At 56.9% G+C, this 19,853-nt stretch carries 21 protein-coding genes and 1 other annotated feature; of the genes, 14 read left to right on the top strand and 7 right to left on the bottom strand.

What is annotated here, in order from left to right; all coding sequences use genetic code 11:
- Window positions 1-159 precede the first annotated feature (159 nt).
- Window positions 160-231: a sequence feature (ROSE (Repression Of Heat Shock gene Expression) occurs in the 5'-region of heat shock genes and acts as an RNA thermometer to modulate expression.), on the top strand.
- The 3 genes from ibpA (at window position 225) to IM317_RS21025 (ending at window position 3,027) form a co-directional block, all read left to right on the top strand.
- Complete coding sequence (ibpA, locus tag IM317_RS21035; protein WP_008500162.1) at window positions 225-635, top strand: small heat shock chaperone IbpA; 411 nt, start codon at window positions 225-227, stop codon at window positions 633-635. (Overlaps the previous feature by 7 nt.)
- 136 nt (window positions 636-771) lie before the next feature.
- Window positions 772-1,200, top strand: a complete 429-nt coding sequence (ibpB, locus tag IM317_RS21030) for a small heat shock chaperone IbpB (RefSeq protein WP_033144350.1) — start codon at window positions 772-774, stop codon at window positions 1,198-1,200.
- A 165-nt stretch (window positions 1,201-1,365) separates the two neighbouring features.
- Complete coding sequence (locus tag IM317_RS21025) at window positions 1,366-3,027, top strand: putative transporter (protein ID WP_033144349.1); 1,662 nt, start codon at window positions 1,366-1,368, stop codon at window positions 3,025-3,027.
- On the opposite strand, the gene IM317_RS21020 is transcribed toward IM317_RS21025, so the two are convergent.
- Entirely contained in the window at window positions 2,995-3,741 is a 747-nt protein-coding gene (locus IM317_RS21020; protein ID WP_033144348.1) for a GntR family transcriptional regulator, read from the bottom strand. The two genes, IM317_RS21025 and IM317_RS21020, sit on opposite strands and share 33 nt — an antisense overlap.
- A gap of 221 nt (window positions 3,742-3,962) precedes the next feature.
- On the opposite strand from IM317_RS21020, the gene IM317_RS21015 reads away from it, so the two are divergent.
- From IM317_RS21015 to IM317_RS21000, 4 genes are all read left to right on the top strand, one after another.
- On the top strand, window positions 3,963-5,585 hold the full coding sequence (locus IM317_RS21015) for an alpha-glucoside-specific PTS transporter subunit IIBC (protein WP_033144347.1): 1,623 nt from the start codon (window positions 3,963-3,965) through the stop codon (window positions 5,583-5,585).
- Window positions 5,582-6,904, top strand: coding sequence for a 6-phospho-alpha-glucosidase (locus IM317_RS21010; RefSeq protein ID WP_033144346.1), 1,323 nt, complete (start codon window positions 5,582-5,584; stop codon window positions 6,902-6,904). Before IM317_RS21015 ends, IM317_RS21010 begins: the two co-directional genes overlap by 4 nt.
- 92 nt (window positions 6,905-6,996) lie before the next feature.
- Window positions 6,997-7,344: a YidH family protein gene (locus tag IM317_RS21005; RefSeq protein WP_033144345.1), complete on the top strand. Its 348-nt coding sequence runs from the start codon at window positions 6,997-6,999 to the stop codon at window positions 7,342-7,344.
- Window positions 7,334-7,681 (top strand): DUF202 domain-containing protein, encoded by a 348-nt coding sequence (locus IM317_RS21000; RefSeq protein ID WP_033144344.1) that lies wholly within the window; start codon window positions 7,334-7,336, stop codon window positions 7,679-7,681. The genes IM317_RS21005 and IM317_RS21000 overlap by 11 nt, the downstream gene beginning before the upstream one ends.
- A 34-nt stretch (window positions 7,682-7,715) precedes the next feature.
- Here the strand turns inward: IM317_RS21000 and dsdA are convergent, their stop codons facing one another.
- Both dsdA and dsdX read right to left on the bottom strand, forming a co-directional pair.
- On the bottom strand, window positions 7,716-9,002 hold the full coding sequence (gene dsdA, locus IM317_RS20995; protein ID WP_033144343.1) for a D-serine ammonia-lyase: 1,287 nt from the start codon (window positions 9,000-9,002) through the stop codon (window positions 7,716-7,718).
- 17 nt (window positions 9,003-9,019) lie between these two features.
- A complete protein-coding gene (dsdX, locus tag IM317_RS20990; RefSeq protein WP_023309824.1) occupies window positions 9,020-10,357 on the bottom strand; it encodes a D-serine transporter DsdX in 1,338 nt (445 codons plus the stop codon).
- 204 nt (window positions 10,358-10,561) lie between these two features.
- Between dsdX and dsdC the strand changes: the two genes are divergently transcribed.
- Window positions 10,562-11,488, top strand: coding sequence for a DNA-binding transcriptional regulator DsdC (gene dsdC / locus IM317_RS20985; RefSeq protein ID WP_033144342.1), 927 nt, complete (start codon window positions 10,562-10,564; stop codon window positions 11,486-11,488).
- 84 nt (window positions 11,489-11,572) lie between these two features.
- Window positions 11,573-12,661, top strand: coding sequence for a cellulase family glycosylhydrolase (locus tag IM317_RS20980; RefSeq protein WP_033144341.1), 1,089 nt, complete (start codon window positions 11,573-11,575; stop codon window positions 12,659-12,661).
- Here IM317_RS20980 and emrD read toward each other — a convergent pair.
- The 4 genes from emrD to tisB all read right to left on the bottom strand — a co-directional run bounded on the left by emrD (window position 12,564) and on the right by tisB (window position 15,420).
- Window positions 12,564-13,748: a multidrug efflux MFS transporter EmrD gene (gene emrD, locus IM317_RS20975; RefSeq protein WP_033146466.1), complete on the bottom strand. Its 1,185-nt coding sequence runs from the start codon at window positions 13,746-13,748 to the stop codon at window positions 12,564-12,566. The two genes, IM317_RS20980 and emrD, sit on opposite strands and share 98 nt — an antisense overlap.
- Window positions 13,749-13,923: 175 nt before the next feature.
- Window positions 13,924-14,757, bottom strand: coding sequence for an EamA family transporter (locus IM317_RS20970; protein ID WP_033144340.1), 834 nt, complete (start codon window positions 14,755-14,757; stop codon window positions 13,924-13,926).
- A gap of 62 nt (window positions 14,758-14,819) precedes the next feature.
- Window positions 14,820-15,266 carry a GNAT family N-acetyltransferase gene (locus tag IM317_RS20965; RefSeq protein WP_033144339.1) on the bottom strand — a complete coding sequence of 149 codons (447 nt, stop codon included), beginning with the start codon at window positions 15,264-15,266 and terminating at the stop codon, window positions 14,820-14,822.
- A 64-nt stretch (window positions 15,267-15,330) separates the two neighbouring features.
- Window positions 15,331-15,420 carry a type I toxin-antitoxin system toxin TisB gene (gene tisB, locus IM317_RS20960; protein WP_023309830.1) on the bottom strand — a complete coding sequence of 30 codons (90 nt, stop codon included), beginning with the start codon at window positions 15,418-15,420 and terminating at the stop codon, window positions 15,331-15,333.
- A gap of 719 nt (window positions 15,421-16,139) precedes the next feature.
- On the opposite strand from tisB, the gene IM317_RS20955 reads away from it, so the two are divergent.
- From IM317_RS20955 to ilvN, 5 genes are all read left to right on the top strand, one after another.
- The gene (locus IM317_RS20955; protein WP_033144338.1) at window positions 16,140-16,853 is read left to right on the top strand and encodes a hypothetical protein; all 714 of its coding nucleotides are present in this window, start codon (window positions 16,140-16,142) and stop codon (window positions 16,851-16,853) included.
- Between the two features lie 196 nt (window positions 16,854-17,049).
- Window positions 17,050-17,529: a type VI secretion system tube protein TssD gene (locus IM317_RS20950; protein ID WP_033144336.1), complete on the top strand. Its 480-nt coding sequence runs from the start codon at window positions 17,050-17,052 to the stop codon at window positions 17,527-17,529.
- 107 nt (window positions 17,530-17,636) lie between these two features.
- Window positions 17,637-17,735, top strand: a complete 99-nt coding sequence (ivbL, locus tag IM317_RS20945) for an ilvB operon leader peptide IvbL (RefSeq protein ID WP_057979964.1) — start codon at window positions 17,637-17,639, stop codon at window positions 17,733-17,735.
- 106 nt (window positions 17,736-17,841) lie between these two features.
- Window positions 17,842-19,530 (top strand): acetolactate synthase large subunit, encoded by a 1,689-nt coding sequence (gene ilvB, locus IM317_RS20940; RefSeq protein ID WP_033144335.1) that lies wholly within the window; start codon window positions 17,842-17,844, stop codon window positions 19,528-19,530.
- A 3-nt stretch (window positions 19,531-19,533) separates the two neighbouring features.
- Window positions 19,534-19,821: an acetolactate synthase small subunit gene (gene ilvN, locus IM317_RS20935; protein WP_033144334.1), complete on the top strand. Its 288-nt coding sequence runs from the start codon at window positions 19,534-19,536 to the stop codon at window positions 19,819-19,821.
- The last annotated feature ends 32 nt before the right edge of the window (window positions 19,822-19,853 follow it).

The raw sequence follows: 19,853 nt of genomic DNA, 5'->3' as shown, positions 1-19,853 counted from the left end.
CTGTGGCAGCCATCGCAATTTAACCCTTTGTGCTGTTGTCCCAGTCTAAGCGAGATGCAGGAAAGTGCAAAAAAAAGTGCAGCTGTCGTTCTTGAAAAGCCCGATTGCAGACCCATTTTAAGAATGTGGCCCGATAACGAACTCGCCTGATGGGTGTTCGGGGGCGCAAAGGCCTGTCCATGGTGGAAGGCTACAATTTCTCGCTGATTTCAGGAGTTTTATTTATGCGTAACTTCGATCTTTCTCCGCTATACCGTTCTGCAATTGGTTTTGACCGCCTGTTTAACCATTTAGAAAATAACCAAAGCCAGAGCAACGGCTACCCTCCATACAATGTTGAGCTGGTTGACGAAAACCACTACCGCATCGCTATTGCCGTCGCCGGTTTTGCAGAAAACGAACTGGAGATCACCGCGCAGGACAACCTGCTGGTGGTGAAAGGTTCCCATACGGCCGAGCAGAAAGAACGTACCTATCTTTATCAGGGCATCGCCGAGCGCAACTTTGAACGCAAGTTCCAGTTAGCCGAGAACATTCATGTTAAAGGCGCGAACCTGGTTAACGGCCTGCTGTTTATCGAACTGGAACGTGTGATTCCGGAAGAGAAAAAACCGCGTCGTATCGAAATTAACTAATTACGCGGGTCGCGTAAGCGGCCCACCCAGACTTGCTTGCCGTAACGGGAGCATATGCGAATCCATCAGGATTTGCAGGAACAACTGTGCACAAAATTACACTGTGCCGAACTCGCTTCTCAGAAGGAGATTTAGTATGCGTAACTACGATTTATCCCCCCTGCTGCGTCAGTGGATTGGTTTTGACAAACTGGCTAACGCCCTGCAAAGCACCACCGAGCAACAGACGTTTCCGCCGTACAACATCGAAAAAAGCGACGATAACCACTATCGCATCACCCTTGCGCTTGCCGGTTTCCGCCAGGACGATCTGGACATCCAGCTTGAAGGCACTCGCCTGACCGTGAAAGGTACGCCGGAAAAACAAGAGACCGAGACCAAATGCCTGCATCAGGGGCTGGTTAATCAGCCGTTTAGCCTGAGCTTTACCCTGGCAGACCATATGGAAGTGTCCGGCGCAACGTTTACCAACGGTCTGCTGCATATCGACCTGATCCGCAACGTGCCGGAAGCCATCGCGCCGCAGCGTATCGCCATTAGCGAGCGGCCTGCGTTGAATAGCTAATAGCGTGCGGGCTGATGCCATCACCCCGGCCCTCTCCTGTAGGGAGAGGGTGAAAAGATAAAGCCCTGCCCCGGCAGGGCTTTTTTGTGCGCCATCGCCCATACAATCGCATCCGGCTCTGAGAGAATCCTTAGCATAACTAAGGTTATGCACAGGAAGTGGATCATGAGTGATATCGCGTTAACCGTAAGCGTGTTGGCCCTGGTCGCTGTTGTTGGCCTGTGGATAGGGAATATCAAAATCCGTGGCGTCGGGTTTGGGATAGGCGGGGTGCTGTTTGGCGGCATTTTTGTCGGGCACTTCGCCGACAAGCTCGGGCTGGTCCTCAGCGCCGAAATGCTCCACTTCACTCAGGAGTTCGGCCTGATCCTCTTCGTTTATACCATCGGTATTCAGGTGGGACCGGGCTTTTTCGCCTCACTTCGGGTCTCCGGATTACGGCTCAACCTGTTTGCCCTCGGCATAGTGGTGATGGGCGGGCTGGTCACCGCAATTCTGCACAAAATCTTCGATATCCCGCTTCCCGTGGTGCTGGGCATTTTCTCCGGGGCGGTTACCAACACGCCTGCGCTCGGCGCCGGGCAGCAAATCCTGCGCGATTTGGGTATCGAACCCGGCATCGTCGACCAGATGGGGATGAGCTACGCCATGGCCTACCCGTTTGGGATTTGCGGCATTCTGCTTTCCATGTGGCTGGTACGCGTCCTGTTTCGCATTAACGTCGACAAAGAGGCAAAGGACCACGAAACCACGCTCACCAACGGCCATATGCCGATCAAAACCATCAACATTCGGGTCGATAACCCCAACCTGAACAATATGGCGATTCAGGACGTGCCGATCCTCAACAGCGCCAATATCATCTGCTCCCGCCTCAAGCGTGACGATATGCTGATGGTGCCCGCGCCCGGCACCGTCATTCGGCAGGGCGATCTGCTGCACCTGGTCGGGCAGCCCGGGGATTTAAACAACGCGCGGCTGGTGATTGGCCAGGAAGTGGATACTTCACTCTCAACCCGCGGCACCGATATGCGCGTGGAACGCGTTGTGGTGACTAACGAACACGTTCTTGGCAAGAAAATACGCGATCTGCAGGTAAAAGAGCGCTATGACGTGGTGATCTCTCGCCTTAACCGTGCGGGTGTTGAACTGGTCGCCAGCCCGGAGGCCAGCCTGCAGTTCGGGGATATCCTCAACCTGGTCGGGCGCCCGTCGTCCATCGACGCCGTGGCGGATATGGTGGGTAACGCCCAGCAAAAACTGCAGCAGGTGCAGATGCTGCCGGTGTTTATCGGTATCGGGCTCGGCGTGCTGCTCGGTTCTATTCCTGTGTACGTGCCGGGCTTCCCGGTGGCGCTCAAGCTGGGCCTGGCGGGCGGGCCGCTGATTATGGCGCTGATCCTCGGGCGTATCGGCTGTATCGGCAAGCTCTACTGGTTTATGCCGCCGAGCGCCAACCTGGCGCTGCGCGAGCTGGGCATCGTGCTGTTCCTGGCGGTGGTCGGCCTGAAATCCGGCGGTGATTTTGTCGATACCCTGGTCAAGGGCGAAGGGATGAGCTGGGTAGGCTACGGCATCTTTATCACGGCGATCCCGCTGTTGACGGTGGGAATACTGGCGCGGATGTTCGCCAAAATGAACTACCTGACGCTGTGCGGGATGCTGGCGGGCTCCATGACCGATCCGCCAGCGCTGGCTTTTGCCAACAACCTGCACACCACCAGCGGTGCGGCCGCGCTCTCCTATGCCACCGTCTATCCGCTGGTGATGTTCCTGCGCATCATCACCCCGCAGCTACTGGCGGTGCTGTTCTGGGGGATGAGCTAGCAGGTCATCCGGGTGGATGCGCCGCAGATGGTAGTCCACCTGGTAATCACTGGTATTTCGGAACATCACGGAATAATTGAGGAACTCGCCGCTGTCGCTGTAGGAGAGAGAGGTAATTCGCAGCAGCGGCGTCTGTTCCGGCAGGTTCATATAACCGGCCAGCGTTTTATCTGCCAGCACCGGCGTCAGGCTCTCGTAGTTGCCGCTGATGGTGATCCCGCACTCCTTCTCGATGTAATCAAACTTAGACCCCTCAAGATGCGCCAGCGACAGATTGCGGAACAGCTTCACCGGCATAAAGCTGTCCTCCAGCATCAGCGGCTTCCCGTCCACGTAGCGCACCCGCCGGGAAAAGTAGATCCGTTCATCCACCTGAATCCGCAGCTGGCTGGCGATGGCGGGCGGGGCGGGCATCACTTCAAACTGTAAGACCTTACTCTGCACCTCTTTTCCCTGCTGACGCAGCACCTCCACCAGCCCGGTCAGGTTGGTGGTTTCGTGGTGAACGTCTTTGCGTGAGACAAAGGTTCCGCTGCCGTGCCGACGCTCAACCAGCCCCCAGCTCACCAGCAGATCCAGCGCCTTGCGGATGGTCATTCGCGCCACGCCGAACTCCTGCGCCAGCGCTTTTTCGCCGGGCAGCGGGCTGCCGACGTTGTAGTCCGACGAATTCAGCCGCAGCCGCAATCTGTCAGCAATGGATTTGTAGATCACCAGTAGACCTCTCTGCCGTTATCAGGGTGTGGATTGCGTTCTGACATGTCCATATTTACGTCAAAAAGTAGACCTGATTGGTCAAAATAAAACCATGAATGCGATCACGAATCGCAGCGGCACGCCATGTTCGCGCATCAGTAACTTCTTATGCTCACCTCAGGCCAGCAAAAAACCATAAAGGCCTCTACCCCTACAGGTTGTTTCATGAGGATTTAAAAATGCTCAGTCAAATACAACGTTTTGGCGGTGCCATGTTTACCCCGGTGTTGCTGTTTCCGTTCGCCGGGATCGTGGTGGGAATCGCCATCATGCTTCGCAACCCGCTGTTTGTCGGCGAAGCCTTAACGGCCCCCGATCATCTTTTCGCGCAGATTGTTCACATCATTGAAGAGGGCGGCTGGGCGGTGTTTCGCAATATGCCGCTGATTTTTGCCGTTGGCTTACCGATTGGCCTGGCGAAGCAGGCGCAGGGCCGCGCCTGTCTTGCGGTGCTGATTAGCTTCCTGACCTGGAACTACTTTATTAACGCGATGGGGATGACCTGGGGCCACTTCTTCGGCGTCGACTTCTCCGCCGAACCGACGGCCGGAAGCGGGCTGGCGATGATTGCCGGTATCAAAACGCTCGATACCAGCATCATCGGTGCCATTGTGATCTCAGGCATCGTCACCGCCATCCACAACCGCTACTTCGACAAGCCGCTGCCGGTGTTTCTGGGGATTTTCCAGGGCAGCTCGTTTGTCGTTATCCTCGCGTTCTTCGTCATGATCCCCTGCGCCTGGCTGACGCTGCTGGGCTGGCCGAAAGTGCAGATGGGCATTGAGTCCCTGCAGGCGTTTCTGCGCTCCGCCGGTGCGCTGGGCGTGTGGGTGTATACCTTCCTGGAACGCATTCTGATCCCAACCGGATTGCACCACTTCGTCTACGGTCCGTTCATCTTCGGCCCGGCGGCGGTAGAAGGCGGCATTCAGGTCTACTGGGCACAGCACCTGCAGGAATTCAGCCAGAGCACCCTGCCGCTGAAAACCCTCTTCCCGGAAGGCGGATTCGCGCTGCACGGCAACTCAAAAGTGTTTGGCTCGGTCGGGATTGCGCTGGCGATCTGGTATACCGCGTCGCCGGAAAACCGCGTCAAGGTGGCGGGGCTGCTGGTCCCGGCCACGCTCACCGCCGTGCTGGTGGGCATCACTGAACCGCTTGAGTTCACCTTCCTGTTTATCTCGCCGCTGCTGTTTGCCGTGCACGCCGTGCTGGCGGCGACTATGGCAACGGTGATGTACGCCTTTGGCGTGGTCGGGAACATGGGCGGCGGCCTGCTGGACCAGTTCCTGCCGCAAAACTGGATCCCAATGTTCCACAACCACGCCTCGACGGTATTCACCCAGATCGGCATTGGCGTCTGCTTCACCGGGATTTACTTCGTGGTCTTCAAAACGCTGATCGAACGTCTGAACCTGAAAACGCCGGGCCGGGAAGAGAGCGAAATCAAACTCTACAGCAAGGCCGACTATAAGGCGGCGCGCGGGCAAACCACCGCCCCGGCGGCGGCCAGCCAGCAGGTAGGGCAGGCCGCCGGATTCCTGCAGGCTCTCGGCGGCGCGGCCAACATCGAAAGCATCAACAACTGCGCCACCCGCTTGCGCATTGCGCTGGTGGATATGGCGAAAACCCAAAGCGATGACGTCTTCAAAGCCCTCGGCGCCCACGGCGTGGTGCGACGCGGCAACGGCATTCAGGTGATTGTCGGCCTGCACGTTCCTCAGGTGCGCGACCAGCTGGAATCGCTGATGAAAACCCCTTTAACAAATGAACAAACCACCCTGACAGAGGCTATATCATGAAAAAATTCTCAGTTGTTATTGCAGGCGGCGGCAGCACCTTTACGCCTGGTATCGTCCTGATGCTGTTAGCCAACCGTGACCGTTTCCCGCTGCGCGCGCTGAAGTTCTATGACAACGACGGCGCACGTCAAGAGACCATCGCCGAAGCGTGCAAAATCATCCTCAGGGAGCAGGCGCCGGAGATTGAATTCAGCTACACCACCGATCCTAAAGCGGCGTTTACCGACGTGGATTTCGTGATGGCGCATATCCGCGTGGGCAAATACCCGATGCGTGAAAAAGATGAAAAAATCCCGCTGCGCCACGGCGTGCTGGGCCAGGAAACCTGCGGACCGGGCGGCATCTCCTACGGCATGCGCTCTATCGGCGGCGTGCTGGAGCTGGTTGATTATATGCAGCAGTACTCCCCGAACGCGTGGATGCTGAACTATTCCAACCCGGCGGCGATTGTCGCGGAAGCCACGCGCCGCCTGCGTCCGAACGCCAAAATCCTCAACATCTGCGATATGCCGATCGGCATTGAAGGGCGCATGGCGCAGATTGTCGGCCTGAAAAACCGCAAAGAGATGCGCGTGCGCTACTACGGCCTGAACCACTTCGGCTGGTGGACGTCGATTGAAGATCTCAACGGCAACGATCTGATGCCGAAACTGCGCGAATACGTGGCGAAAAACGGCTATGTGCCGCCTTCGGAAGATGCGCATACCGAAGCGAGCTGGAACGATACCTTTGCCAAAGCCAGAGACGTACAGGCGCTTGATCCGGATACCATGCCAAACACCTACCTGAAGTATTACCTGTTCCCGGACTACGTGGTCGCCCACTCCAACCCGGAACGCACCCGCGCCAATGAGGTCATGGATCACCGTGAAAAGCACGTGTTCAGCGCCTGCCGGGCGATTATTGAAGCCGGTCACTCCGCCGCCGGTGAGCTGGAAATCGACGAACATGCGTCGTACATCGTCGATCTGGCGACGGCGATTGCCTTCAACACCCAGGAGCGGATGCTGCTGATTGTGCCAAACAACGGGGCCATCCATAACTTTGATGCCGACGCGATGGTGGAGATCCCTTGCCTGGTAGGCCATAACGGCCCAGAGCCGCTTACGGTGGGCGATATTCCACACTTCCAGAAAGGGCTGATGAGCCAGCAGGTGGCGGTGGAAAAACTGGTGGTGGATGCCTGGGAGCAGCGCTCGTACCAGAAACTCTGGCAGGCGATCACCCTGTCGAAAACCGTGCCGAGCGCGTCCGTCGCGAAAGCGATTCTGGATGACCTGATCGAGGCCAATAAGGACTTCTGGCCAGCGCTGCACTAATCGTCCTGACCGGCATCGCCCGATGCCGGTCTCCTTGTCCTTGTCGATTTACGCTATGCTGAAGCCTGCCTGGAGCACGACAAGGAACCCTCATGAAAATTTCCCGCCTCGGCGAAGCGCCGGACTACCGCTTCTCTTTGGCTAATGAACGCACTTTTTTAGCGTGGATCCGCACCGCGCTGGGCTTTCTTGCCGCCGGCGTCGGCCTCGACCAGCTCGCGCCCGATTTCGCCACGCCGCCGATCCGTGAAGTGCTGGCGCTGCTGCTGTGCCTGTTTGCGGGCGTGCTGGCGATTTACGGCTACCTGCGCTGGCTGCGCAATGAGAAGGCGATGCGTCTGAAGCAGGATCTGCCCTATACGCGCGGGCTGCTGATTATCAGCACGATTCTGCTGACGGTGGCGGGCGTGGTGATGGTGCTGGTGTTCTATGGCGGATAGCCGCAAAGCGCGGCGCGAGGCGGACCCCGGCCTGCAGCCGGAGCGGACGTCGCTGGCCTGGCTGCGCACGCTGCTGGGGTATGGCGCTTTGATTGCCCTGGCGATTAAGCACAACTGGCACCGCACGGGGGTGCCATTCTGGATTTCTATTGTTGTGCTGGCGCTGGTGGCCATCATTTTATGGCGCTATACCCGCAGCCGTAACCTGATGGACGTGGCGCAGAACGATTTTGTACAGCCGAAAGCGATGCGGGATAAGTTCCTGATCGCGCTCGCTGTTCTCTCGCTGTCGCTGCTGTTTGCGGTAACCCATATTCAGCAAATTTTGAGCCTGTAAGCCCGGTGGCGGCTACGCCTTACCGGGCCTACGATTAACGGCCTTTTGCTAAATACTTCGCCATCTCGTCTTCCGGCACCATTCCGCCGCCGGTCGCCCACACCAGGTGGGTAACGTTGGTATGCGAATGAACGCGCACCGGCCCGGCCATCCCCGCCAGCGCCGACGGCTCCAGGCGGATCCCTTCCTCCTGAGCGAGCCAGCCGAGCATGTCATACATGCTCTGGTCGGAAAGGGTGTAGAACCCGTCGAGCAGGCGCTCCATCGCGCGGCCCACGAAGCCGGAGGCGCGTCCTACCGCCAGCCCGTCCGCCGCCGTCACGTTATCAATGCCCAGATCCTGCACCGCGATCTCATCGTGCAGGCCGGTGTAGACGCCAAGCAGCATGCACGGGGAGTGCGTTGGCTCCGCGAAGAAGCAGTGGACGTTATCGCCAAAGGCCAGCTTCAGGCCAAATGCTACGCCGCCGGGGCCGCCGCCGACGCCGCACGGCAGGTAAACGTACAGAGGATGGTCCGCATCCACCACGCGGCCCTGTTCGGCAAATTGCGCCTTCAGCCGCTCGCCTGCAACGGCGTAGCCCAGGAAAAGGGTGCGGGAGTTTTCATCGTCAATGAAGGAACAGTTCGGATCGCTTTCCGCCGCTTTTCGTCCCTGCTCCACCGCCACGCCGTAATCCTGCTCATATTCCACGACGATGACGCCGTGGCTGCGCAGTTTGGCTTTCTTCCACTCTCGGGCGTCGGCGGACATATGCACCGTCACCTTAAAGCCGATGCGTGCGCTCATAATGCCGATGGACATCCCGAGGTTGCCGGTTGAGCCTACCGCAATGCTGTACTGGCTGAAGAAGTCCTTAAAGCGCGGCTCCAGCAGAATGCTGTAGTCGTCGTCTATGCTCAGCAACCCGGCTTCCAGCGCCAGTTTTTCCGCATGGGTCAGCACCTCATAGATGCCGCCGCGCGCTTTAATCGAGCCGGAAATCGGCAGATGGCTGTCTTTTTTCAGCAGCAGCGTGCCGGGAATAGGCTTACCAGATTCTCTCTCCAGCCGCTTTTGCATCGCCGGGATCGCGACCAGTTCGGATTCGATAATCCCGCCCGTTGCCGCCGTTTCCGGGAAGGCTTTCGCCAGATACGGCGCGAAGCGGTTGAGGCGCGCGTGCGCGTCGTCCACGTCGTCTTTGGTCAGCCCGACATAGGGCAACCCTTCTGCAAGCGTCGTGGTGCGCGGGTTAAGCCAGGTGGTTTCTTTCAGGGCGATCAGATCCTCAACCAGAGGAAACTGTGCGGTTAAAGTAGTGATAGTTGCGTTTTCCATAATACGTCTCTTCGCGCTCAGATAATGAAGGAAAGCAGGAATGTGCCGCCAAGTGCAAGCACCGAGGCGATAAACGTCGCCGTCGTATAGTATTTGAAGGTCTCATTCAGGGTCGCGCCGCAGTATTGCTTCACCAGCCAGAAGAGGGAATCGGTCACGATCGTGCAGCCAATGGCGCCGGAACCGATGGCAATGGTGATGATCTCCGGACTCACGTTCGGATAGAGCGGCAGCATCGGCGCGACTATCGCCGTCGCGCCCATCATCGCCACCGTCGCGGAGCCGACGGCGGCATGCAGAACCAGCGCCACCAGCCAGGCGAGCAGGATAGGGTGCATGTGCAGGTTCGAGAGAATATGCGCCAGCGAGTCTGCCAGCCCGCTGGTTTTCAGGATGGCGTTAAACGCGCCGCCCGCGCCGATAATCAGCAAAATGTTGGCGATAGAGCCGAAGCCGTGCTCGGTGTGCGTCAGCATCGTGCCCATGCCCATATGCTGGCGTATCCCCAGCAGGTAGTAGGCGACAAACACGGCGATAAACATCGCGGTGATCGGGTTGCCGATAAACTCCAGCAGCGTATACAGCGTGCCTTCTTTTGCCATATTCAGCTCGGCAATGGTTTTCACCAGCATCAGGGCAATCGGCAGCAGCACCGTGAACAGCGTGGCGCCCAGCGACGGCAGGGTGTGCTCTTCCCGCACCTTCAGGTCTGAAAATTCCGCCGGAACCGGTTTAAACGGCAGACGGTTGCCGAGCAGTTTCAGGAACAGCGGGCCGCCGACCAGCGAGGCCATCAGGCCTACCATCAAACCGTAGACAATGACCGTTCCGACGTCCGCGCCTAATTTATTGGTCACAAACAGCGCGGCCGGATGCGGCGGCACCACGCAGTGCACCGCCATCAGCGCGGTACAGAGCGGAATGGCCAGCTTGAGCAGCGACGTGTTGGTCTTTTTGGCGATGGAAAACGCCAGCGGGATCAGCAGTACCACACCCACTTCCACGAACAGCGTGATCCCGCAGATAAGACCCACCAGCACCATAATCACGTCTGCGGATAGCCAGCGGCAGCGCTGCAGTGCGATCCCGATGCGCTCGGCCGCGCCGGAGACTTCCATCATCTTGCCGAGAATGGTGCCCAGACCAATCACCGCCGCCAGGAAGCCCAGCGTACCGCCAATTCCGCTCTCAATGGCATTCACCATATCCAGCGGGCTCATCCCCATCATCGCGCCGACGAAAAAGCTCGCCAGCAGCAGCGCGAGGAACGGGTGAAACTTCAGCTTAACGATGGTTAAAACAATTAACACAATGCTGACCAGCAGCGTTGCCACAACCCAGACCTGAGATCCCATATCTCACCTCACCCTTATGTCATCTGTGGGTATTGGACGAAAAAACGGCGTGGGCTGACAAACGATATAAATTGGCGTTCAGGTGAGCCAGATTGGATCAACTGAGTGACTGCGGTCTAAAAAGCGCACTTAATTCGTATTAGGTTCACATAAATTCACCCTTGAGCGGTATGCTGAGCGCAGAAAACTCGCGTGAGAATTGTGATGACCGATGCGAATGAAGCCAGAAACCGCCTGTTAAACGGCTGGCAGCTGTCGAAAATGTACACCTTTGAAGTGGCCGCCCGGCATGAGTCTTTCGCCCTGGCGGCGGAGGAGCTGTCGCTCAGCCCAAGCGCGGTGAGCCACCGCATCAACCTGCTGGAAGAGGAGCTGGGCATTCAGCTGTTCGTCCGCTCGCACCGTAAAGTTGAGCTGACGCAGGAGGGAAAGCGTGTTTACTGGACGCTTAAGTCGTCCCTCGACACCCTGAATCAGGAGATCCTGGACATCAAAAACCAGGCGCTGTCCGGCACGCTGACGGTCTACTCCCGGCCGTCGATCGCTCAGTGCTGGCTGGTGCCCATGCTGGGGGACTTTACCCGCCGCTATCCGTCGATTTCACTCACCATCCTGACCGGCAATGATTACGTCAATATGCAGCGAACGGGCGTCGATCTGGCGCTCTATTTCGACGATACGCCGCCAAACCACCTCTCTCATCACTTCCTGATGGACGAGGAGATTTTGCCCGTCTGCTCGCCGAAGTATGCCCGCGAGCATGAGCTGCTGAAAAACCCCGATAACCTCAGCCACTGCACGCTGCTGCACGACCGTCAGGCCTGGAGCAACGATTCCGGTACGGATGAGTGGCTGAGCTGGGCGCAACATTTTGCGGTGAATATGCCGCCATCGTCGGGTATTGGTTTCGATCGTTCCGATTTAGCGATTATTGCGGCCATCAACCACGTCGGCGTCGCGATGGGCAGAAAGCGGCTGGTGCAGAAACGGCTCGAACGGGGCGAGCTTATCGCCCCGTTTGGTGAAAAGACCCTGAAATGCCATCAGCACTACTATATCTCGACGCTCTCTGGCCGACAGTGGCCGAAAATAGACGCCTTTATCGGCTGGCTGAGAGAACTGGCAGGTTGAAGAATTATTACGCTTTCGCTCTACACGAAATGTGAAAAAGCGTGCTAAATACAGGTAATGCTTTCGATTTATCCAGGGTAAACCGTGTTAAAGCCTTTTATTGCCTGTGCATTACTGATCTCTTCCGGCTGGGCGATTGCCGCTGAGCCGCCGCTGACGGCTGCCCGTTATGCGCAGCAGCTGGGCGTCGGGATGGATGTGGACTGGGCGCGCACCGAGCGCGGCATACGCGAATTCGACCCGCTGGTAGTACGCGATTTTCGTGCAAAAGGCATTACCCACGTGCGCATTCGCGTCGCCGATGAGCCGACGGAAGCGCGGCTAATTCACCTGCGCAAGCTGGTGGAAGCCTGCGAGCAGTATGGCGTGATCCCGATTATCGCTTATCAGGCTGATGAGTATAAAAACGACCCGAAAGCCGATAACGAGAAAGAGACGATTAACTGGTGGATTGCCGTGGCGCACTATTTCGGTCAGAGCTATCCGCTGCTGGGTTTTGATCTCATTTATGAGCCAGCCGACAAGCTTAACCACAACCTCGCGTCGCTAAACCGGGTATATGAAAAAACCATTAAAGCGATCCACGACATGGACCCGCAGCGGATGATCTTTATTGCGCCACGCCTGCGCGCCGCGCCGGAGGATTTATCCAGCCTGAAGCTGCCCGCGCACAGCCAAAACTACCTGCTGGCGGAGTGGCATATTTTCCCGTGGGGGCCGCTGAAAAATAGCGGTAAATATCCGTGGACGTCCGGCACGGCGGCGGAGAAAGCGGCTATCCATAATCGCATCAATACCGCGCTGCGCTGGCAGCAAAAAACCGGACACGTGAGCTGGGTCGGGGGCTGGGGCGTGGGAGAGTCAAACCACCTTACGCCAACCGCTTCGCAAATGGCGTTCTCCACCTTTATGGCCTGCGAGCTGCAAAAGGCGAAAATCCCGTATGCGCTGAACGCGGATTTCCAGTTTTACGACGGGGAAGAGGGGGCCTGGCGGCCCGCGCCGGAGCCGTTGTTGCAGGCGATGATTGCGCCCGTTTGTGAAAAGCCCGGCGAGAAGCCGGGCCATCATGCGGTTAAACCGGCTGCTCGTGATGCGGAACACGCGACGCCAGCGGCAGCCAGCACAGTAAAATCAGCAGCCCCATCAGCGTCATCAGCAGGCCCAAACTAGCCTGCCCGGTCTGCGGCATCATGGCCGAGAGCCAGGCCAGCGCGCCGGAGCCGATATTCTGCAAACCGCCTACCAGCGCGCCAGCCGTGCCAGCGAGGAACGGGAACGGCTCCATCGCGCCGCTGGTCGCCAGCGGGAACAGCATCCCCGCGCCGAAGAAGAACAGCGCTGCCGGGATGAGCAGCGTCCAGACCGTCATCACGCCAAACAGCCCCGGTATCCACATCATCAGACCCGCCAGCAGACAGCTGATCACCGACTGCCACATCAGGGTGGAGAAGCGTTTGTTCGGGCGTCCGGCAAACCACGCGCCGAAGAACGCCGCCGGGATCGGCAGAATAAACAGAATACTCACTACCATGCTGCTCAGGCCCAGACCCGCGCCCAGCAGCACGCCGGAACAGGCTTCAAACACCGCAATGCCCGCCAGGCCGCCGATCAGCATCAGCAGGTAGCAGGTAAACGACCCGTTGCCGAACAGCGTTTTATAGCTGGTGATAAGCTTCGTGCGCGGCGCGTCCTGCGGGCGCGTTTCCGGCATCCAGCGCGCCATGCTGAAGGTGACAATCACGCACAGAACCAGCAGGAAGGCGTAGCAGGCGCGCCAGGACCACATCGTGTCCAGCAGGCCGCCAATCAGCGGGGCGAGAAGCGGGCTGACCAGAATACCCATATTCAACAGGCTGTTGGCATGACGGAGCTGGGTGCCCTGATACATATCGCGCGGTAAGGTTCGCGCCATCACCCCACCGACGCCGGTCCCGACGCCCTGCAGGGCGCTGGCGGCAATCAGTACGGTCAGGCTGTGCGTGGTAATGGCAATCACCGTCGCCACCATGAAAATGCTCATGCCCACCAGGATCACCGGGCGACGCCCGATGCGGTCAGACAGCGGGCCGTAAAAGAGCTGCGAAACGCCATAGGTCAGCAGGTAGGCTGCCATCACGCTCTGCACCGCGCCCTCGCGGACGTTCAATTCCTTTGCCATGTCGGCAATCGCCGGAATGTAGATGGTTTGCGCCATCTGACCGACGGCCACCAGTAACACCAGCATCAACAATAAGTTAACGTTCCTTTGTTTTTTCATGTCGCTGAATACTTTTGCCAAAAGAGAAAAATGAAGAATAAGTGACTGAGCATTCCCATAAATGCGCGAGGAATCTACCACAGAGAGATGACAATTTAAGCATTGTCGTGGTGAATGAAAAAACCGGGAAAGGCAGGATTTGTAAACAAGAACGGCAACTAATGTTGCCAGTGATTTACGCCAGGCGCAGCAGAATGGCTCCGGCGGCAATACCCAGCGCCGCCGCGATGCGCAGGCCCGCAACCTTCTCTTTTAAAAGGACAAACGCGATCAGCGCCCCGAAAAGAATCGAGGTTTCACGCAGCGCCGCGACCACCGCCAGCGGTGCCTGCGTCATGGCCCAAAGCGCCAGACCGTAAGAGCCCATGGTGCCCACCCCGCCGAGTAACCCCTTTTTCCAGTGCAGGCGCAGGTAGCCGGACGCCTCGCGCCGACGCGCCACCATCGCCCAGCTCAGCAGGCAGAAGCCATTCATAAAGAAGGTCCACAGCGTGTAGCCCAGCGCGGTGTCCGACAGCCGCACGCCGGTGCCGTCCACCAGCGTATACCCGGCAATGAAGCAGGCGTTCAGCAGCGCCAGCCAGATCCCTTTGCGTGACTGCATGCGGCCATGCATCGCCATCGCCAGAATCGAAAGGCAAATTACCCCGATGCCGGACCAGGCGAGCCAGGAGAGACGATCGCCGAGCGCCAGCACGCCGATCAGCGCCACCAGCAGCGGGGCGGTGCCGCGCATCAGGGGATAGGTCTGGCTCATATCGGAGACCTGATAGGTCTTCGCTACCAGCACGGTGTACACCACCTGTAAGGCGCAGGAGACGATCAAAAACGGCCAGCTTGCAGCAGATGGCTGTGGGGAAAACGGCAGTAAGACCAGAGCGATAAGCGTGGCGGATCCGCTGACGCTTATCGCGGAATAGAGCTTGTCCGTTCCGGCCTTAACGATGGCGTTCCAGCTGGCATGCAGCAGCGCGGCGAAGAGCAAAATGCAGAAAACGGTGGTGGTCATGGCGTATCGGGTGATGAATTGTCACTCAACTGTAACATTCACACCCTGATGCTGCCAGCCGGTTACACGGCACAAAAAAGGCGGTGCGTCACCCGCGGTTCGTCCGAGACCAGCGTAAAACCCGCCCGATTATAAAACCCGTAGGCACTGTCCGGCGCGTGGGTATTCAGAAAATCAAACCAGATGCTGGCATCGGCCATCACCACGGTTAAAAGCTGTTTGCCAATGCCCAGCCCGCGGCACTTCTCGCTGACGTAGAGATGGCGAATACGTCCGGCGCGCGGCTGCTGGCTGAACGGATCGCGGTTGAGGCCGCATACGCCGACCAGCTTGCCGTTAAGAAACGCGCCCAGCAGCTTTTCTCCCGGCGCGTTAAAGCGGTTCTCGCCGCGCTGCCAGTTCTCTTCCAGCCTGCGCAGCATGTTGAAATTCAGTGCGATACTTTCAGCCTTCAGGGCGATATACCCCGGTTCATCCGGTGTGACGGGCTCAATTAACAGACGCGACATAGCATTCCCTCGTTATTAAAGAGGGGCGGTTGCCCGCCCCTCTCAGGTGCGACTTGAACCTGAATTACCGAAGGAATTTCAGGACAGCATCAAGCAGTTGCAGTACTGCAACAATGAGTTTGAGGATAAGTATCACCATATCCACTACGCTCATACGCGTCTCCTTTTGGTTAAAAGGAGCACGATGCTGGCGTACCTTTCCGCCGCCTGTTGCCAGCACCTGGATTGACGTAACACAGTGTGCTCACTTCAGGGGTTAAGGCACTGACGGCACCACCCGTTTCAGCCAGGACTTCGTTGCGCCGGTAAAACTGCGGCCCCCTCGCTCACTGCGAACACCCTCAGTATAGATAAATACTGTATGTATGAACAGTATTTTTTGGACAAAATCAGGAAGGCGATCCATACTCAAAAACGTCAAAATCCGTGCCTGAATTGCGCGTTCGTCTTCGATCGCGTATACTTTTTGCGTTGACGTAACACAGTGTGTTCTGCGGCGACCAACCGCAAAACCCTGATAAAAACCTCGCTCCGGCGGGGTTTTTTGTTTTCTGATGTGCCTCATAAAAAACTGCTGGATGAGCGAGGGTTCTGCTGTTTGGCTTCGATGTGGGCTAGCCGGATTGCTTAAGCCGCTCTGTTTAATGGAGAGGTATTAGATTCATTTTGTAAGATAACACCACTTAATATGTAAACTAATATAACTTACTAATACCTCTCAAGTAATTTAATTACTTCGCGTATAACACTAATAAATAAAAGTGAGCCAACTTATTTTTTACGTGAATGTTTAGTTGAAATAATTTCACTTGTTTGAAACTCAGCGCTTTCCAATGTATATTCCAGGAGTCGCAAATATTGTATGGATACATTATGCAAGCATCTGATTATTTAAAGATGAAGTTCCAGAGTGACAGGCAGTTGGCTATTTATGGACAGCAAGGCGTTGCAGGGACATGGAGAGCATTAAAGGAGATCGGTTCTGATATTTACTCAGGAATCGAGCGTGTAAGCTGGTACTCATCATGCTTAATCCCCAGCTATCACGATGTGTGTGATGAGCTTCTCTCAGAAGAAAAGAGGATGTATCTCTCAATTCTCTCGCTTTACCGTTATCGCGATGTAATAGAACACATGCTCTATCTTTATTTTGAACGTGTTATTACCGATTCTGAAAATGGAAATGAACAAAATCGCGTTCGTAAGATGGATTCAAAAGTCACCGGGCTTGTTAAAAACATACCAACAAACAAGGCCGCGCGTTTAGCGATAGCATTGGGGCTGGCCAAATCCCTTTCCGAATCTGGCCTGCTCTCTGAAATCGTCGTCGAACGGCTTGCACGCCGCGTACCTAACGTTGTCATGGCGCTTCAATTGATTGGAACGGAACAGAAGTGCGCTTTTGCTGCCCGTCGCCTGAAAACGTTGGACCCCAGGTATTACGCGACCCTGTATGCCGCACAACTGGAGATGCTTTACTACTTTTTTGAGCCTTTCCTGTCTGAACTCATTAAGAAGGTGCAAATGGGATTCTATAAGGATTTCGATACAATTTATGACGACTTAAAGGACAAGGAGCATGTTTAAGAGTCTGCTATCAATTCTGTTTTCGGATGTTTTATTCCCCGTTTATATTTTTGCGTGCGCCTCTTTGTTCCTGTGGTTGATGCCTGACCACTGGGTATTACTAACATTCATTTCTATTGTTGTATTTATTATTGTGCATCCGATAATTTTCGGCCGCTTTGATAAGTACGATTAAATTTTATAAAAAGGATTTTATATGTCAAACCCAGCTTATTTGTTTCTAACAGATGAAAATGGTTCTCCCATGGTTGGACCTTGCCTTGTGTCAGGGCGTGAAGGTGCAATTGAACTCAAATCGTTCACTCATAATGTTAACATTCCAGTCGACGGGAATACCGGAAAATTGACGGGGACGCGCATACACATGCCCGTCATGTTTCAGAAGGAATTTGATCGTGTAACCCCGATTTTATTTCGGGCGCTGAGTACAGGAAGAACGCTCCAGTCAGCCACCATTAAGATGTACCAGATTAATGAGGCGGGTTTAGAACAGGAATATTTTAATATCCTCCTCGAGAATGTGAAAATCACCTCAATCACACCAGACCTGTACCCAGGCGCAAACACCGGAACACACCTTGAGACGGTTCTCATCCGCTACGAGAAAATCACCTGGAAGCATTGCGACGGCAATGTCATCTATAGTGACTCCTGGAATGAGCGAGCAACTTACTGAAACGTGATCCCTGACGCATTTTTGCGCAGATGAAAATATTTCCATTGTCACGCCCGAAAACCTGTGTTTGTATAAATTCCATCAATGATTCCAAACACAGGTCCCCAATGACTTCATCCATCTTCACTTCGACCCTACTAAAAACTGCGCAACCAGCCGCAGTGGTCGTCGTGCGTGTGGTGGTGGTCGTCGGCAATGCGCCGTAGGGACTGGATCAACACACGAATCCAAAACCCCGCCGGCGCAAACCGGGCGGGGTTTTTCGTTTAGGACCCTCCCCGGAACGTCGGCCCAGAAGAAAAGGACTGGAGCATGGCAAGTTCGGGCACAACATCCACCAAGACGCGTTTTACTGGCGCGCAGCTGATCGTTCATCTGCTGGAACGGCAGGGCATCACCACGGTTGCGGGCATCCCGGGCGGCACGGTGCTGCCGCTGTACGATGCGTTAAGCCAAAGCACGCAGATCCGCCACGTGCTGGCGCGCCACGAGCAGGGGGCAGGCTTTATTGCTCAGGGCATGGCGCGTACGCAGGGTAAACCGGCGGTCTGTATGGCCTGCAGCGGCCCGGGCGCAACCAACCTGGTGACCGCCATCGCCGACGCGCGTCTCGACTCCATTCCGCTGATCTGCATTACCGGCCAGGTACCGTCCTCAATGATCGGCACCGATGCGTTCCAGGAAGTGGACACCTACGGCATCTCTATCCCCATCACCAAACATAACTATTTAGTTCGCGACATCAGCGAGCTTCCTCAGGTTATCAGCGATGCGTTCCGCATTGCGCAGTCCGGCCGCCCGGGCCCGGTGTGGATAGACATTCCTAAGGATGTCCAGACCGCTGAGATCGAGATCGACGTCCTGCCGGAGCCGGGCGAGCGTGCCCCCGCGCCGGAATTCAGCGCTGAGAGCGTGCGCGATGCCGCCGACATGATTAACGCCGCCAAACGCCCGGTGCTCTATCTGGGCGGCGGAGCGATTAACGCTGCGGATGAAATCCGCCAGTTTGCAGAGAAAGCCAACCTGCCGACCACCATGACTCTGATGGCGCTGGGCATGCTGCCTAAAGCGCACCCGCTCTCTCTCGGCATGCTGGGCATGCACGGCGCGCGCAGCACCAACTACATCCTGCAAGAGGCTGATTTGCTGATTGTTATGGGCGCGCGTTTTGATGACCGGGCGATCGGCAAAACCGAGCAGTTCTGCCCGAACGCCAAAATCATTCACGTGGATATCGACCGCGCCGAGCTGGGTAAAATCAAGCAGCCGCACGTGGCGATTCAGGGCGACGTGGCCGAGGTTCTGGCGCAGCTGATCCCGCAGACGGACGCAGCCGACCGCGCCGACTGGCGCCAGCTGGTGGCCGATCTGCAGCGCGAGTTCCCGGGCGCCATCCCAACCGAAGGCGACCCGCTGAGCCACTACGGACTGATCAACGCCGTGGCAGCCTGCGTGGACGACAGCGCGATTATCACCACCGACGTGGGCCAGCATCAAATGTGGACCGCCCAGGCCTACCCGCTGAACCGTCCGCGCCAGTGGCTGACCTCCGGCGGTCTGGGAACCATGGGCTTCGGCCTGCCCGCAGCCGTGGGTGCGGCGCTCGCCAACCCGGACCGCAAGGTCATCTGCTTCTCCGGCGACGGTAGCCTGATGATGAACATTCAGGAAATGGCGACCGCGGCCGAAAACCAGTTAGACGTGAAAATCATCCTGATGAACAACGAGGCGCTGGGGCTGGTGCACCAGCAGCAGAGCCTGTTCTACAAGCAGGGCGTGTTTGCCGCGACCTACCCGGGGATGATTAACTTCATGCAGATTGCCGCCGGCTTTGGCCTGCACACCTGCGATCTGAACGCCGAAGAGGATGCCCACGCGGCGCTGCAGGACGCGATTTCTCGCCCCGGCCCGGCGCTGATCCACGTGCGTATCGACCCTGAACAAAAAGTGTATCCGATGGTGCCGCCGGGAGCGGCAAATACTGAGATGGTGGGAGAATAAGCCATGCAGAAACAACATGATAACGTCATTCTGGAACTCACCGTCCGCAACCACCCTGGCGTCATGACCCACGTCTGCGGGCTCTTTGCCCGCCGGGCGTTTAACGTGGAAGGCATTCTCTGTCTGCCGATTCAGGGCAGCGAGCACAGCCGCATCTGGCTGCTGGTCAACGATGACCAGCGTCTGGAGCAGATGATGGCGCAGATCGACAAGCTGGAAGACGTCACCAGAGTGGCGCGCAACCAGTCCGATCCCACCATGTTTAACAAAATTGCGGTGTTTTTCGAATAAATCGCTTAAGGTAAGCGCCCTGGTCGGCCTGT

It is taken from the genome of Enterobacter cloacae complex sp. S3, from assembly GCF_014930495.1.
GTDB lineage: Bacteria > Pseudomonadota > Gammaproteobacteria > Enterobacterales > Enterobacteriaceae > Enterobacter > Enterobacter asburiae_B.
Note: the sequence above shows the minus strand (reverse complement) of the source record. Positions and strands in the feature narration are given on the sequence as shown.